General features: G+C 33.9%; 16 protein-coding genes and 1 pseudogene. 15 read left to right on the forward strand and 2 right to left on the reverse strand.

Annotated features, from left to right (window positions below; genetic code table 11):
* The 5 genes and pseudogenes from KI369_RS20185 to KI369_RS20205 all read left to right on the forward strand — a co-directional run.
* Nucleotides 1–188, forward strand: a pseudogene (locus KI369_RS20185) (hypothetical protein); the annotation flags it as partial.
* Nucleotides 189–253: 65 nt separating this feature from the next.
* Nucleotides 254–1,339 carry an FtsX-like permease family protein gene (locus KI369_RS20190; RefSeq protein ID WP_212957152.1) on the forward strand — a complete coding sequence of 362 codons (1,086 nt, stop codon included), beginning with the start codon at nt 254–256 and terminating at the stop codon, nt 1,337–1,339.
* 5 nt (nt 1,340–1,344) lie between these two features.
* Nucleotides 1,345–2,607 (forward strand): ABC transporter permease, encoded by a 1,263-nt coding sequence (locus KI369_RS20195; protein WP_212957153.1) that lies wholly within the window; start codon nt 1,345–1,347, stop codon nt 2,605–2,607.
* Nucleotides 2,607–3,278, forward strand: a complete 672-nt coding sequence (locus KI369_RS20200) for an ABC transporter ATP-binding protein (RefSeq protein ID WP_212957154.1) — start codon at nt 2,607–2,609, stop codon at nt 3,276–3,278. The genes KI369_RS20195 and KI369_RS20200 overlap by 1 nt, the downstream gene beginning before the upstream one ends.
* A gap of 184 nt (nt 3,279–3,462) precedes the next feature.
* The gene (locus tag KI369_RS20205; RefSeq protein ID WP_212957155.1) at nt 3,463–4,500 is read left to right on the forward strand and encodes an SDR family oxidoreductase; all 1,038 of its coding nucleotides are present in this window, start codon (nt 3,463–3,465) and stop codon (nt 4,498–4,500) included.
* A 59-nt stretch (nt 4,501–4,559) separates the two neighbouring features.
* On the opposite strand, the gene KI369_RS20210 is transcribed toward KI369_RS20205, so the two are convergent.
* Complete coding sequence (locus tag KI369_RS20210) at nt 4,560–5,351, reverse strand: DUF4240 domain-containing protein (protein ID WP_212957156.1); 792 nt, start codon at nt 5,349–5,351, stop codon at nt 4,560–4,562.
* Nucleotides 5,352–5,548: 197 nt separating this feature from the next.
* On the opposite strand from KI369_RS20210, the gene KI369_RS20215 reads away from it, so the two are divergent.
* Nucleotides 5,549–6,016 (forward strand): NUDIX hydrolase, encoded by a 468-nt coding sequence (locus KI369_RS20215; RefSeq protein WP_212957157.1) that lies wholly within the window; start codon nt 5,549–5,551, stop codon nt 6,014–6,016.
* A gap of 21 nt (nt 6,017–6,037) precedes the next feature.
* A complete protein-coding gene (locus tag KI369_RS20220) occupies nt 6,038–6,682 on the forward strand; it encodes an alpha/beta family hydrolase (RefSeq protein ID WP_212957158.1) in 645 nt (214 codons plus the stop codon).
* Between the two features lie 45 nt (nt 6,683–6,727).
* Here KI369_RS20220 and KI369_RS20225 read toward each other — a convergent pair whose 3' ends face one another.
* Entirely contained in the window at nt 6,728–8,671 is a 1,944-nt protein-coding gene (locus KI369_RS20225) for an elongation factor G (RefSeq protein ID WP_212957159.1), read from the reverse strand.
* 265 nt (nt 8,672–8,936) lie between these two features.
* Here KI369_RS20225 and KI369_RS20230 point away from each other — a divergent pair, with 265 nt between their 5' ends.
* From KI369_RS20230 to KI369_RS20265, 8 genes are all read left to right on the forward strand, one after another.
* A complete protein-coding gene (locus KI369_RS20230) occupies nt 8,937–9,365 on the forward strand; it encodes a MarR family winged helix-turn-helix transcriptional regulator (RefSeq protein WP_212957160.1) in 429 nt (142 codons plus the stop codon).
* Nucleotides 9,366–9,383: 18 nt separating this feature from the next.
* Nucleotides 9,384–10,022, forward strand: coding sequence for a nitroreductase family protein (locus tag KI369_RS20235; protein ID WP_212957161.1), 639 nt, complete (start codon nt 9,384–9,386; stop codon nt 10,020–10,022).
* A gap of 38 nt (nt 10,023–10,060) precedes the next feature.
* The gene (locus tag KI369_RS20240; protein ID WP_212957162.1) at nt 10,061–10,354 is read left to right on the forward strand and encodes a putative quinol monooxygenase; all 294 of its coding nucleotides are present in this window, start codon (nt 10,061–10,063) and stop codon (nt 10,352–10,354) included.
* 145 nt (nt 10,355–10,499) lie between these two features.
* Complete coding sequence (locus tag KI369_RS20245; protein ID WP_212957163.1) at nt 10,500–11,432, forward strand: AAA family ATPase; 933 nt, start codon at nt 10,500–10,502, stop codon at nt 11,430–11,432.
* Entirely contained in the window at nt 11,429–12,538 is a 1,110-nt protein-coding gene (locus KI369_RS20250; RefSeq protein ID WP_212957164.1) for a DUF58 domain-containing protein, read from the forward strand. The genes KI369_RS20245 and KI369_RS20250 overlap by 4 nt, the downstream gene beginning before the upstream one ends.
* Before the next feature lie 15 nt (nt 12,539–12,553).
* Nucleotides 12,554–13,288 carry a signal peptidase II gene (locus KI369_RS20255; RefSeq protein WP_212957165.1) on the forward strand — a complete coding sequence of 245 codons (735 nt, stop codon included), beginning with the start codon at nt 12,554–12,556 and terminating at the stop codon, nt 13,286–13,288.
* Between the two features lie 193 nt (nt 13,289–13,481).
* On the forward strand, nt 13,482–13,988 hold the full coding sequence (locus KI369_RS20260; protein ID WP_212957166.1) for a DUF3902 family protein: 507 nt from the start codon (nt 13,482–13,484) through the stop codon (nt 13,986–13,988).
* Nucleotides 13,989–14,216: 228 nt separating this feature from the next.
* The gene (locus KI369_RS20265) at nt 14,217–15,383 is read left to right on the forward strand and encodes a serine hydrolase domain-containing protein (RefSeq protein ID WP_212957167.1); all 1,167 of its coding nucleotides are present in this window, start codon (nt 14,217–14,219) and stop codon (nt 15,381–15,383) included.
* The last annotated feature ends 332 nt before the right edge of the window (nt 15,384–15,715 follow it).

Here is a 15,715-nt window from a genome sequence, read left to right on the forward strand (position 1 = left end):
AGATGACTGTAAGAGCTAGCTTTGATGATGGGACTTCTAAAGAGTTAGCATTGTATGATGCTAAAACTTCAGATCGTATAAACGTTAGCGTTGCATCCAAAGGACCGGTGACCAGAGGTTATTCGGGTCATGAATGGATAATGGTAGGGGATAGTGCGTACACTTCTAAAGAAATGGTAATTAAATAAATATCAACAAAAACCGTGAAAAAGGATAAATACCTTTTTCACGGTTTTTAAAATGAGGAGGATATATGAATCTAGTATTAAAAGAAATAGTGGTGAACAAAACAATATTCATTATGTTATTTATTGGATTTGTATTGACAATATGGCCAATCCTAATCGCGATGTCGACGCGAGATTATTATGATGAGAAATTTTATGATAGTAAAAATGGTTATTTTAATTATTACTATTCTGTTCAACTTACTAATATGGGGGAAATCAATTTCGAACAATTTCAGACGTTAGTAGAATCTAATTTTAAAAACGCTAGTGTTATTACAAATGATATTCGTATTACTATTCCGGATATGGGCCACGTAATAATGAATGGTCTCCTTAATAAAAATTGGTCTCCACCTTTGCTAAAAGGTTCCCAGATGGGACAAAATGAAAAAAATAGTGTAATAGTGGGAAAGAAAATTTATAAGGATATGGAAACAATAAAATTATTTAATAAGGAATATACAGTTAAAGGCGTAGCTGGAGAAAATACTGGATATGAGTATAATATTAAAATTTTCGTCTCTCTAAATGACATGCCAGATGAAGTGAAACAAATGATACAAAAAGATAATACATTCCAAATGATTGTTCGTTCTAACGAAAACCCTATCAAGGAAATAGAAACTTTCATACAGCATATGAAACAGAACAATAAAGATATAAATGCCAAAGTGATTAGTGAAAAAGAGAACTATGAGAAGGAAAAAAACTCAAGTGAAGCCGTAGAAGAGCTACTCAGTTTTCCATATAGGCTTTTATGTATAGCTTTCATTACCAGTATAATAGTAAGTTATTATTGGATTTATACGAAGAAAAAAAGTTTGTCGTTAAGGAAAGCTTTGGGAGCAAGTAATGTAAATCTTTTTATTTTTATATTTAGTCAATTATTTTTATGTGCAATCACTGCATCAGCCTGTGCAATATGCATACAATGGATTTTTAGCATTTTGAGTGAAAATATTATAGAGTTTACAAGTTATAGTATTAGTTTACAGTCTACTCATATTGTAATGTGTGTATTTCTTTCACTTACTATAGCTTTCATTCTCTCTGTAATACCATTTGTATATGTGCTTAAAAGTGAACCTGCTAAAGCATTAAAGGAGTAAAAATGATGAGAATAAAAAGTGCGTTCATAGCATTAAAAAAGAGATTTCTATTTTCCGTACTTCTTCTAATACAGATTACATTTGGATTAGCAACTATAACGAGTTCAATTAATGTATTTTATAATTTACACTATCTAAACGATAAATCCAGCTCGGTATTAAATGTGGATAAAACATATTTAGTTACTTTTGAAATGACGACAGATAGATTACAAAGCAATCAATTTAATGAAGAGAAAATTCAATCGGTTTATAATACAATTCATCAAAATAAAGATGTGATTTCGTATGGTACATACGAGGAGCGAGTTATTGAAATAGAGTCAAGTAATAGACCATTTCAAAACAGTATGATTACTGATTTGAAACATAAAACGTTTCACGATGAAAGACCTACTATTAAAACAATTTTTGTAGATGAAAATTACTATAGAATGTTACGTTTACCTTTAAAACCTGAAGAAGGTTTCTCGTATGATGACTTTCAAAAAAATAGTGAAGAAAAAACAAAAGTTTTAATGGGTTCTTACTTTAAGAAATATTTTCAAGTTGGGGATACAATTAATAATCAATATACAATTATAGGGTTTTTGCCAGAAAATAAATTTATCGTAAATAATAATATGACGAACACATATTTGAAGTTGGATTACGCAATGATAATGCCTATGTCATTTGATAGATTTGAAAAATATGAAGCAATGTTTTTAAGACTACATCAAAGTACAGTTTTGTATTTACAAAAAGGTGCAGATGTAAAGAAACTAGAAGACTCAATTCAACTTAAAGGAAACGGCGGTACGTTTCATTTAAAAAGTTTAGGTGATGAAATAAATGAAGATGTTACTCTTAACGGCTATTCTGAAATACCTCAACTTATAGTAGGAATCTTATTCATTGTATTCTCGATCGTCGGAATTGTAGTAACGACCATTGTTTCTATCTTGATGAGAAAGCGGGAATTTGGTATAAAAATTGCTTTTGGCGAAAGTAAATTTGGTATGTTTATTCAAATTCTTTTAGAGAACATTATTGTAGCAATAACTGGCTTAGGAATGTCAATAGCTTACTTTTCATGGAGGTATGGGGTTCTATTACAAATGTCGAAAGATTTAAAGGAAGCAACGGTATTAGACTTTAAATTGGATATGCCTATATTGTTTTTAGTATTTCTTTTCTTATTATTAATTATCATTGTCTCGAATGTAATTGTCTTCTTGTTTATTAGAAAGCTTGAACCGAAAATATTAATAGGTGGGATGGAATAATGGGGTTAATTGAACTAAAAGATATTAAGAAGGTGTATAGTAATAAGAATCACAATACGTTCGCGTTAAACGGTATAAATTTAACGATAAATAAGGGCGAAATTATAGCGGTAATGGGGCGATCAGGCTCAGGGAAGAGTACATTACTAAATGTTATAGGGTTAATTGATATGCCAAATGAGGGTGAATATACGTTAAATGGAAAATCATTAACTGAAATTAGAGCAAATAAAGTTCATAGGACAAGAAATGAAATGATCGGATTTGTTTTTCAATATTTTGCTTTGTTAAAAGAACATACTGTACTAGATAATGTAGTGCTACCACTCACATATAGAAAGCTAAAGAAATGGGAAAGAGAAAATAAGGCGAAGTTCTATTTAGAAAAAGTAGGGTTAAAAGAACACATGCATAAAACACCGGACGAGCTATCAGGTGGACAACAGCAGCGCGTCGCAATTGCAAGAGCGTTAGTAGGCGAACCAGAATTAATATTGGCAGATGAACCGACAGGGAATTTAGATAGAAAAACGGGAGAAGAAATTATGAGTTTGCTATTACAACTGAATGAAGAAGGGCGAACAATTATTATTGTAACGCATGATATGGAAGTAGCGAATAATTGTAATAGAATTATTGAATTAGTTGATGGGGAAATTGTGCAGAGTTAAAAATTCAACTAAGATACATCAAAAAAATTGTTTTTTATTTAAGAATCCATGTTGATTTATTTTTCAAAATGGATTCTATTTTTGTTTCTAGAATTAAAGTAAAATAACAAATCCCCCGTAACTTTTTACGACTGAAATTCGTTTAACAAAAGAAAGGATTTTTAATGATGAATGGGGGAGAACCATGAAAATTTTAATACTAGGTGGTACACGTTTTTTAGGAAGAGCTTTTGTAGAAGAGGCTTTACAGAGAGGGCATGAAGTTACATTATTTAATCGTGGAACAAACCGGGAGATTTTTCTAGAAGTGGAGCAGCTTATCGGTGACAGAAATGGTGATGTATTAAGTTTAGAAAATCGAAAATGGGATGTTGTCATAGATACATGTGGGTTTTCTCCACATCATATTAGAAATGTTGGAGAAGTACTTAAAGATAATATTGAACACTATATATTCATCTCAAGCCTTTCCGTATATAAAGATTGGATTCCGCATGACATAAAAGAAGACTATATGTTACAACCTGAACCGACGGCTGAACAAATAAAGGCTGTAGAAAATGGTGAAGTATCTCCTTATGAGCATTATGGTGCGCTGAAAGTATTATGCGAAAAAGAAGCAGAGAAATATTGGCCGGGGCGTGCTTTACACGTAAGAGCAGGACTTCTTTCAGGAATGTTTGATTATACAGATCGACTTCCATACTGGATTCAGCGTGTAGCAAAGGGAGGAGAAGTGTTAGTTCCAGGAAGAAAAGACCGTCCAGTGCAGATAGTTGATATAAAAGACGTCGCAAATTGGGGACTAAACATGGCAGAAAACAAAAATGCAGGTACATTCAATGTAACAGGTCCAAATTATGATTTGACGATGGAAGAGCTATTAAATACGTGTAAAAAGGTTATGAATAGTGATGCTGAATTCGTTTGGGTAGAGGAATCGTTTATGAATGAACATAATGTGCAGCCTTGGACAGAAATGCCTTTATGGCTTCCGGAAACTTTTCCGTTAGAAGGGGAAACGAAGCCGTGGAAAGGCGGGTTTACTATAAGTATCGAGAATGCTGTGAAAGAAGGGCTTACTTTTAGAAGAATAGAAGAGACAGTTACAGACGTGTATGAGTGGATGAAGAGTATGGAAGAATGGGAATTAAAAGCAGGTATTTCAGGGGAAAGAGAAAAGAAATTATTGGATAAGTGGTATAAAATAAAGAGAGTTTAAATAAGGATCTTGTGAAAAAAGGACTCTGTTTATAGGCTAAACAGAGTCCTAATATGAATCTACCACTCAAACGGTTCTTCCCCGTATATTTCCCATAGCTTAGGAAACATCTTCTTCAAACCTTCTGCGTCATCTTCATTCCAGTCGAATTCAATATCTATATCGTCGAATGTCTCATTAGATAAGACATGATAAAGTGTAAAGTAAGTATCATTTTCATCTCCCGTTTTTTCTGCATATACAGTGTAACCGAAATATAAAGAAAGTTCTTCAATGTTCGGAACGTCATACTCACTCAAATTTTCTAATACAGGTATTAATCGTTCTGGATCTTCAATACACGCATCGTAAGTTTCTTTTCCTTGATATAATAACCACCCGCGGAAGTAATCAAAACAATCGTCCGAACAGCCACCTAAAATAATATAGGCAGCTGCCCATAAGCGCGACGTATAGGAATCTTTTAAAATACGATGCATATGCGTATCAAAAGCTACAATTTCGTGTACAGTACGTTTGGCAAGGTGAGAAGTAAGCCATTCTATTTGTTCTTCTTGGTCTTCACCTTTCGTTTTGGCACGATTAAGTAGCTCCCAAAATTCTTCTTCTTTTATCGTTTTTTCTTTTATGTAATCTTCCCCAGGGAACGGGTCTGTATATCCTTTTTTACGTTTGGAAGCAACTAGTTTGTTAGCTTCTTTCATACATTCTTCTTCGGTTTCAAACTCTTTCGCTTTTACACTACCAGCTGTGCCAATTTTCCCGTAAAACACAACGTAGTCTTTTTCTTTCACAACGATTTTCCAAAACTTATTTGATTTCTCGTTTTGTTGGATTAATAACGTTTCCATTCGTACCCCCATTATGTTTTTCTAGTATGCATTGTGATTGTAACATATGTATATACACTTGTAATGATAAAAAATAAGAGTTTGGAAAATTCAAAAATGATTGAATGAAGTGGATAAATTTAGTAACCTTATCTGTACAGTAATTACATAATCGTTTTGTAATAATTAGATATTAATTATATAAGGGGGCATTACGGATGGATCTTACGTTCAAAGTTGAGGAAACATGTTTTAACTACCGCGTCGGAGCAATTTGTAAACATGATAATAAAATACTTATTCTGCAAGGGGACGGTGAAGATTTTTGGTACGTACCGGGCGGTCGAGTGAAAATGCTAGAAAATAGTGAAGACGCGTTAAAACGAGAACTTGCAGAAGAAGTAGCTGTTCCTATTAAAGGGAAGAGGTTAATATGGTCAGTAGAAAATTTCTTTACACTTTCTGAGCAAAAGTTTCATGAGATTAGTTTTTATTATGAAGTAGAGCTACATGAGTTACCTGCAAATGGAGCGGAACAATATATTTTGGAAGAAGAGGGTAGAACATATTTGTTTAAGTGGGTGCCGGTAGAAGAGTTACATGCATATAATTTACAGCCTGCATTTATAAAAGAGAAAGTAAAGGATATAACAGTCCATACAGAACATATTGTTTTACAAAAGTAAATATATTCGGAGGAGAAAAAGGTGAAGGGGATTAAAAAAGAGATACATATAAATGAAAAAGTAATTTATTACACACATATCGAAAAAGGTTCTAGTACGGTTTGCTTTATGTTTTCAGGTTCAGGATACAATTATGATAAGCCGTTATTTTATTACGCGACGACGCTTATGCTTGAACATAAAATTGATGTTGTACATATTCATTATTCTTACGACGAACAAGTAATGAATAAACCAATGGAAGAAGTAACAAAAATAATGATGGATGATATTCATCCTGTAATGAAGGAAGTATTAAAAGCTGAGCAATACAACGATACTATATTTTTAGGGAAGTCACTCGGAACAATTCCAATTGCGAATGATTTAATGAAGAGAGAAGAGTTTTTACAGTCGAAAATGATATTACTGACACCGTTACTGACGTTTGATACGATTTTTGATTCTATCTTGCATAGTAATCACGAAGGGTTTTTAGTTATTGGGGATAAAGATCATCAATACAATGCAGATCAAGTTGATCAGTTACATAAAACGAATTTACAGATTGAAGTTGTCAAAAATGCAAATCATTCTGTAAATGTTGGAGAATATGAAACGGAAAATTCAATTGAGGCTATAGCGAAAATAATAGAAAAACTTAAAGAAGTTGTTAGGGCAAACTAACCTATTAATACATGCAAAAGAGGTGCGAATTGCACCTCTTTTACTTTAATAAGCCTTCAACACATAAAGCAAATAATCTTTCCAGTTCAGCGGATTATAATCAACACGTTTTCGAGTAGGGAAGGGAACCGTCAGTTCTTTGTAACCATATGGCTTCGTTGTAAATATACCTTCTCCTTCAGTAAATGAATGTAGCATTCGCTTAAAATTCTCTGTTTTCGCAACAGGTAATGAGCCTGTTAAATGGTAGGAGTCATTATTGAATATAGGCTCGCTAAAAGTTGCTGGAATAGCAGCTAGTTTATACATTGCAGTACTAATTGCATGTTCCGGTACAGTTAATTCGAATTCGTTTACTGGTTCATATACACATGTTTCAGCTTGCTTTAAAGCATCCATTAAAACGAGTGGTGTTAAGTTTCTAAAGTCACTCGCTGTTGTAACAGGGCTTGCATAACCAGTATGTGTTAACGTGACAGAAATGTCTGTAACGTCCCATCCGTACAAACCTTGTTTTAACGTTTGAAATACAGTATCTTCAATCGCTTTATGAAATGCTAATGGAAGTGATCCCAGTTCAACGCCTAACTTATATGTTATGGCAGAATTAAGTTCACCACGTTCGATTTTAAAGCCAATTGTTGCGTAAAATGGATTCGCTTTTTCGCCCATTACTTCAACGCTATTCCCTACACCTATTGGCTTCTCAATACAGACAACTCGCGTATTTGAGAAAGTCACCCGCAAATTATATTTCTCATAAAGTGTTGTTTCAATTACTTCTTTTTGTACTTCACCAAAAAGGCGAATAAATAGTTCATTATGAACATTATCTTTCCACACTTTAATGAGCGGGTCTTCTTCACATAGTTCCATAAGTGCAGCGTATAGATCATGAATTCGTTCTTTTGGTAATACTTCAATAGCAGCTTCCATTTGTGGTTCGGCAAAGTGAATATCTTTTATATAATCCGATCGTTCACCGATAATATCACCAATTTTAATATCACTCAGTCCCCATACTTTACAAAAATCGCCGCTAGGAACGGTAGAAGTTTGAACGGCATTTCCGTTATGAAACATGCACATTTTTTTTATCTTTTCCTTATGAGGTAGAGACTCACCACGCTGTATATCCACATATTTTCTAACGTGTAAGCTACCAGAAAAAACTCTTATATAAGCAATTTTTTCTCCAGAAGATTCACGTTCAATTTTAAAAACAACACCGGATAATATTTCATTTTCTGCCGACTTATTAGCTGGAAATAAGGACGGAATATTTTCGAGCAGTTCAGTTACACCTATACCCGTCATTGCTGAACCGAAAAAGATTGGGTACACATTTGCTTGCTGTATTTGCTTTTCTAGTTCGTTTCTTAATAGTGCGTCCGGAATTATTTCGTTATTTACATATGATGCAAGCAGTGATTCATTATATGGCACTAATCGTTCTATACAATCTTCATATGATTTATATTCGATAATACGAGCTTCCTTTGTTCCTTCGTTTTGCGCAGAGTAGAAGGGGAAAGCATTATTCGAAAGAATCGCTTTTATTTGTTTCACGACTTTTTCTGAATTTGCGCCACTACGGTCTATTTTATTTACAAATAAAACAGTCGGTATGTTTAGTTTCTGTAATGTCCGCATTAAAATTTTTGTTTGTGCTTGCACACCCTCAACGGCCGAAATAACTAAAATTGCACCGTCTAAAACGCGGAATGATCGCTCCACTTCAGCGATAAAATCAGCGTGTCCAGGTGTATCTATGACATTTACTTTTAAGTCATTTATAAAGAAAGAAACGACAGATGCTTTAATCGTAATTCCGCGTTGTCTTTCTAATTCCATCGAGTCGGTTTGCGTATTTCCGCTATCAACTCGGCCAACTTCTTTAATCACATTTGTTTCATAAAGAATACGCTCAGTCAAACTCGTCTTGCCAGCGTCTACGTGCACGACAATCCCTATATTTATTGTTGTCATATATAAATATCCTCATTTCATTTTCCATTTTCATTTCCTCATTTCTGTTTGTGTATTGCCGCATTACAATCACTCTCCAGTCATTTAAATTAGTACTATTATAATGTAATTTACATTTTTTGTAACGCGACAAAGCGCCTTAATTTGGAAAAATAAAAATGAAAACAAAAAACTTGCATTCTAAATCGATATAGATTATATTAATTGACATATCAACTATTGATACATCAAACGTTTTTGAATTGGATGTAAAGGAGGAGGTAATTTGACGAGTTCATGCTCAAAAGAAGCAATTATTTTATATAAATTACACTTTCTAAATAAAGAAGTAAGTTCAAAATTTGAAGGGTGTACGGGTATGAGCCAGTCTCGATTAGAGCTTATACTTCAGTTATATGAAGTAGGTGAAATTAGTCAAAAAGCACTTCAGCAAGAAGTGAATATTGATAATGCTGCGATTACGAGGCATTTAAAGCAGCTTGAGGCAAACGGAATGATTACAAGACGTAAAAATCCAGAAGATAACAGAATTACGTTAGTTTCTCTTACAGAAGAGGGGCGAAATAAAATTCAAGTATATCAAGAGGAAAAAGAGCGTTTCGCTACTTCAGCATTTAAAGGATTAAGTGAAGAAGAACGCGACAATCTTTTAACGATGTTAGACCGCATTCAACAAAACATAAAAGAATTATAAAAAAGGGAGAATACAACTATGACTAACTCAGTAAAAACAAATGATTTTAACGAAATTTTAACAGGACGCCGTTCAATCCGTAAGTACGACACAACAGTAAAAATTAGTAAAGAAGAAATGACTGAAATTCTTACAGAAGCAACACTTGCACCATCATCTGTAAACATGCAACCATGGAGATTCCTTGTGATTGAAAGTGACGAAGCGAAAGCAACACTTGCACCACTTGCGAAATTTAATCAATCTCAAGTAGAAACATCTTCAGCGATGATTGCTGTATTTGGTGATTTAAACAACTTTGATAACGCAGAAGAAATTTACGGTACAGCAGTAGAGCGCGGTTTAATGCCAGCAGAAGTAAAAGAAGATCAAATGAAAAAACTTTCAGGTTACTTCTCAATGGTTACACCAGACGTAATGAAAGATACAGTACTAATTGACGGTGGTCTTGTAGCAATGCAATTTATGCTAGCAGCTCGTGCTCACGGCTATGACACTTGCCCAATTGGTGGATTTGAAAAAGACCAAATCGCAGAAGCTTTCGGATTAGATAAAGAGCGCCACGTACCAGTTATGTTAATTTCAATCGGAAAAGCTGCTGACAGTGGTTACCAATCAGTACGTCTTCCAATTGAAAAAGTTGCTGAGTGGAAGTAATTTAAAAGAAATAAGTGGAATATGAGAGGGGAAACACCATGATTATTATTCACGCAATATTTCAAGTAAATCCAGAAAAACAACAATCATTTTTAGAAGAAATTCAGCCGCTACTTCATGGTTCAAGAGAAGAAAGTGGAAATGTATCTTATGATCTTTATAAAGATGTAGAAAAAGAAAATGTGTATACGATGGTAGAAGTATGGAAAGATGAAGCAGCAGTTGCAAGTCATAATATGAGTGAACACTTCACATCTTTCGTTAGTAAAGTAAAACAGTTTTTAACTGCTCCTCTAGATATAAAAGCTTATAATGGAGAGTTAGTAAAATAATATGGTGAAAAAGATATCCTAAGCGATTGCTATGGGTATCTTTTTTTATTTTGATAGGAATATATTTACTTCCACTGTGATGTGTTATAATTTGGAAATAAATAATTTTTAATTTTCAGAATAAATAAAGTTAGGAGATACATATATGAGTACATTAAAGAAAATTATTAACAATATTTCGAAGGTTATTATAGGAAAAGATGAATCGATTGAACTTGCAGCTATAGCTCTCATAGCAAGAGGACACATTTTATTAGAAGATGTACCTGGGACTGGGAAAACAACATTAGCGAAAAGCTTGGCTAAAAGCGTGGACGCTAAATTTCAAAGAATTCAATTCACAGCGGATACTTTACCTGGAGATGTCATTGGTCTTGAATATTTTGATGTGAAGGAATCGGATTTTAAAACGAGGTTAGGACCCATTTTTGCAAATATCGTATTAGTGGATGAAATTAATCGAGCTGTACCGAGAACACAATCTTCGTTACTGGAAGTTATGGAAGAACGTACTGTTACGATTGCGAAACAGACACATTCATTACCAGAACCTTTTTTAGTTATTGCAACGCAAAATCCACTCGAGTCAGCGGGCACATTTCCGCTACCAGATGCTCAGTTAGACAGGTTTTTACTCACTATACGCCAAGGTTATCCTACGAGAGAAGCGGAAAAGGAAATGATGAATCGGTTTCAAATGAATGATCCGTTAGAAACGTTACATTCTATTATTTCAAGTGAAGAAATTATTACGATGCAAAAGCGTGCAAGAGAAGTGTTAGTAGAGAATGATGTGCAAGATTATCTTCTTGAAATCATTGAGGCAACACGCACGCATGAGCTAATTGAAATTGGTGTAAGTCCTCGAGGGACGTTGGCATTTATGAGAGCGATTCAAGCACGGGCAATATTAAATGAAAGAGATTATTGTACGCCAGATGATATAAAGACGCTCGCTGCATCCGTATGCGCTCATCGTTTAACGTTAACGATTGAGGGAGAGATGAAAACGACGAAAGAACAAATCATGAAAGAAATTCTTGGTGCGATTAGTGTGCCAGTGGAGAATGTACGATGAATCAACAGCTTGTGTATACACCTTTAGCGGAGCCTTTCGTAATGGGAGTTATGTCAGTTGTAGCCGTTATTTTATGTATATTTTCAAGTAATCTACTGTTTTTATCTCTCGTATTTTTGTATGTAATTTTAATAGGTGCTATGCATGTGTACATACGCAAAGTATCTCTTGTTGAATGGGAATACAGTCAAGGGAATTCAAATATTTTCATAGGTGAAACGAATATGTGCAAAATGAAAATTTCAAACAAGTCGATATTTCCTATTCTTAATATCGTATTTCGGTTTAAATGTGAAAATAAGCTAACTTGGAATCATGATGAAATAAACAAAAATCATAGTACAGGTTCAAATTATTATATGAATTTTAATTTAAAAGGAAGAGAGTCAGTTTCATTTGATTTGCAAGCTGTAGCGTTAAAAAGAGGAATTGCGAAATGGGAAGAAGTTGAAATTGTTATTACGGATCTCTTTGGATTCATAACGAACCATATAACATATAAACAAGTTGATACGCCCTCCTATTTAGTCTTACCAGCTGTTCCGAAAATACAAGTGCCTGAATTACAAGAATGGTCACGAGGATTTCGAAAAGCGATGTCTTCACCCTTATATGATGAAACGAAAGTAATGGGAGTGAAGTCTTATGAAAATGAAGATTTTCGTTCCATCCACTGGAGTGCAACAGCGAAAACAGGGACGATAACTGCGAAAAAGTATGAGCGAACGCAATCAGATAAATACGCGATTTATCTCAACTTGCAAAATAAAAGTGGTGTTTCTTTGCGAAATGATACAGAGGAACTAATCGAATTAACGGCGGGTATATGTAAACAGCTGCTCATGCAAAACTGTTCATTTGAAGTATGGATCAATAGTGTAAAAGATAACGGTTTGCTTCATATAAAAAATGGGGATAATCGGAAACATTTGCAAAATGTATTAAAAGTACTTGCCACAATATCGGACCAAGATACTCCTGTATCTTCTTCTTATTTTTACACAGCAGGCTTTCGTCGTAAGGAACTGGATGCGGTTCCTTTAATTCTTGGTACTTCACCAAAGAAATATAGTAGAACGAATAAATGGGTTGTAATAAAAGAATAAGAAGGGGTTTATGTCATGGCTAATAAAGGGCGACATATGAAAGGGAAGATTTGGAGTGTTAAAGTTTTCATGATACTTTTCTTTACGGTTAGTGCGATAACGTTATCACAAGGTGTTGTGTATGTACAAGACATAGTAAAAGGGCTTTTTTCTAGTAAGACGGAGACAATATCGGAAAGAAATTATGATTTTACTAGTTTAGACGAACAGCTTGATGAACCTGAAAGAATTATAGATGAAGAAACAGGAGTTGTAGATACAAGAACAAAAATAGATAGGAAAATTCCACTTTTTGTACGAAAAAATTCATGGACTGATGTGTTTTCTGTTCTTTCAAATTCATGGATTAGTGTCGTTTTTTATGTATTTATTGCAGTGGTCATTCTATATGCTTTTTATAAATTAATGAGGAAAAAGGTAACGAAATCAGAAATGGAACAGGATAAACAATCGATAACAAAAGAAAATACGGATAGAACCGAAAAGAACAAGAAAGTGAAGCATCAGTTTGAACAGCCGTTACCTAAAGATACGATAAGGAAAACATTAGTTGAATGGGAAAGGGCTTTACCATTTCACGAACAGAGAAGGTCCTATGAAACGATGCAACAATGGTTAAGCAGAATTTGTAGAACGAGAGATATTATTCTGATATATGAGTCTGTTCGTTATGGTGAAAAGACGTATACGGAGTTAGATGTGGAAAAAATAAAGAAGTGGGTAGAGGGAGATGGGAAGGTGGATACGTAAATATCCACCTTTACTTTTTGTAGAGGAATTTGATTATCATGAATCATTTTCATATATAAAACTGCCTTTAAATAAGGAGATGGTATTAACTGTAAATTAACTTTATTTACTTATACTTCATTACATGTTAACCTATACTTAATTTTTATAAATTATAATTAATTTTTAAGTTTTTTAAGGGTGTGAAAATGTAATGAAATCGGTATTGAAAAGCATACTTATTTCCTTTGTTTTTTCTGCAGTAGGTATGTGTTGGTTGTTGTTCTTATTATTCAAAGAGGACGGAGACTGGTTATTGTCTTGGGTAGGTGTATTAATGGCATTTTTATCTTTATACACGTTAATAGATTTATATTGTAAGTATACATACGATATAAAGTTAAGTAAATTGTTTATTAAAGCAACAGTTACTACCTTTAGTTTTGCCGTATTGGGAATCACCTTTGGTATTGTACACGAGCTATTACAGCCATGGAGTCTCAGTTTAATGGTTTGGTATTGGATGTTAGTGTTACTTTTATTTTTAGCGACCATAATATTATTAGTTTTTGTAGTATTTGTTAATCGTAAAAATTATAATATCCCTGGAAGATATAGAATACTTATACTGCTAAATCTATTTCTTACGTTAGCACCAGTACTGTGGCCATTACTACTTACTATTATCGGAAATGGCATGAACGCTAGTGCAGGATGGTAAAAGTGAATGAAATGACAAGTTAATATAGGGTTTTAATTATGTAAAAGAACGTGTTTTCATAAATTGAAAACACGTTCTTTTTTATTTTCATACATTACTTTTCCCATCTGGTCGTCAAATTTTGAAAGTAAGTATTTCGTAAGGAATGGATAAGAAAAAAGAAAGTTTTATCATTTAGGATTAAGGTATAACTTGAATCAATACGATTTTAAAAGAGGAGAGAACCTTATGAAAAAATGTACTTCAATAAAGTTAGGAAGTTTGGCAGTGTTAATAGCGGGTACTACTCTATTTACACCAGGTTTTACTGTAAAAGCAGAGTCTACTCAAAGTATTTCTAATTCGTCAAAAGTACATGATCAAAAGAATCGGAATGGCTGGAAACAAGTATTGCAGGAAACAATCCAGATTGGAGCACCAGGGGTATTAGCTAAGACATCTAATAAAGGAAAAATTAGTAGTTATACTGCTGGCGTAGCAGATTTAAGTACAAAGAACCCGGTGAAATCAGATTATCGTTTTCGAATTGGTAGTGTGACGAAAACTTTTACCGCCACGACTGTTCTTCAATTAGTAGGTGAAAATCGCGTACAACTTGACGATCCAATTGAGAAGTGGATACCAGGTCTTATTCAAGGAAATGGGTATGATGGTAATCAAATTACGATACGCCAACTTTTGAATCATACGAGTGGTATAGCTGAATATTTAAAGTCAAAAGACGCTGACGTAATGAATTCGAAAAAAACGTATACTGCAGAAGAAATAGTGAAAATAGGCCTTTCTCTACCTCCAGATTTTTCGCCGGGTAAAGATTGGTCATACTCAAACACAGGGTATGTAATACTAGGAATGCTTATTGAAAAAATAACTGGTAATAGTTATGCGGAAGAAATCGAAAAGCGGATTATTGAACCGTTGGACCTTTCAAATACATTTTTGCCAGGTAATTCACCTGTCATTCCAGGAAAGAATCATGCTCGTGGGTATGTGAAAATCGAAGAAACGAGCGAGTTGAAAGACATTACGTACTATAATCCGAGTTTAGCTAATGCAGCTGGAGACATGATATCTAATGCGGACGATTTAAATAAATTCTTTTCATCTTTACTCGGTGGTAAGTTGCTGAAGGAACGAGAGCTAAAAGAAATGCTTACGACAGTTCCTGTAGAAGGAAAAGGAGTTGGTGATGGATATGGTCTTGGAATTTATGAGACTAAACTTCCGAATGGTGTCTCAGTTTGGGGGCACGGAGGGTCAATTCCTGGATTTATGAGTTTTGCTGGTGGAGTAATTGGAGGTAAGCATACTTTTGCTGTCAATGTGAACTCTTTAGGTCCGGTTGATATTCTTACACAGTTTGATAAAATGATGCAAATTGAATTTAAGAAATAGATGAATAGAATGCGAATAGGCTCCTGCTTTAAAGGACAGCATAAGCATTCCTAGTATGACATCAAGTGTATTTCAATCGTATAGTTTAGTATAAAAAAGGATGTCGGTTACACGACATCCTTTTTTATTGAGAATCAAAGAAGTATATTTTGAATTTTGAAAATTGTTATTTTTGCAATCGTTCCATATAATGAAGGGTATAGGGGTTATACAGGGGAGTTATGGATGGAGAATACTTATAAGTTTAGATGGAGTAAAAAGCAATTACGAGAACATGTTGAAGTAATAGATGGCAAAAGAAGTCCGAACATTTTATTGAAGAATGCAACTTA

Source organism: Bacillus sanguinis (genome assembly GCF_018332475.1).
Taxonomy (GTDB): domain Bacteria; phylum Bacillota; class Bacilli; order Bacillales; family Bacillaceae_G; genus Bacillus_A; species Bacillus_A sanguinis.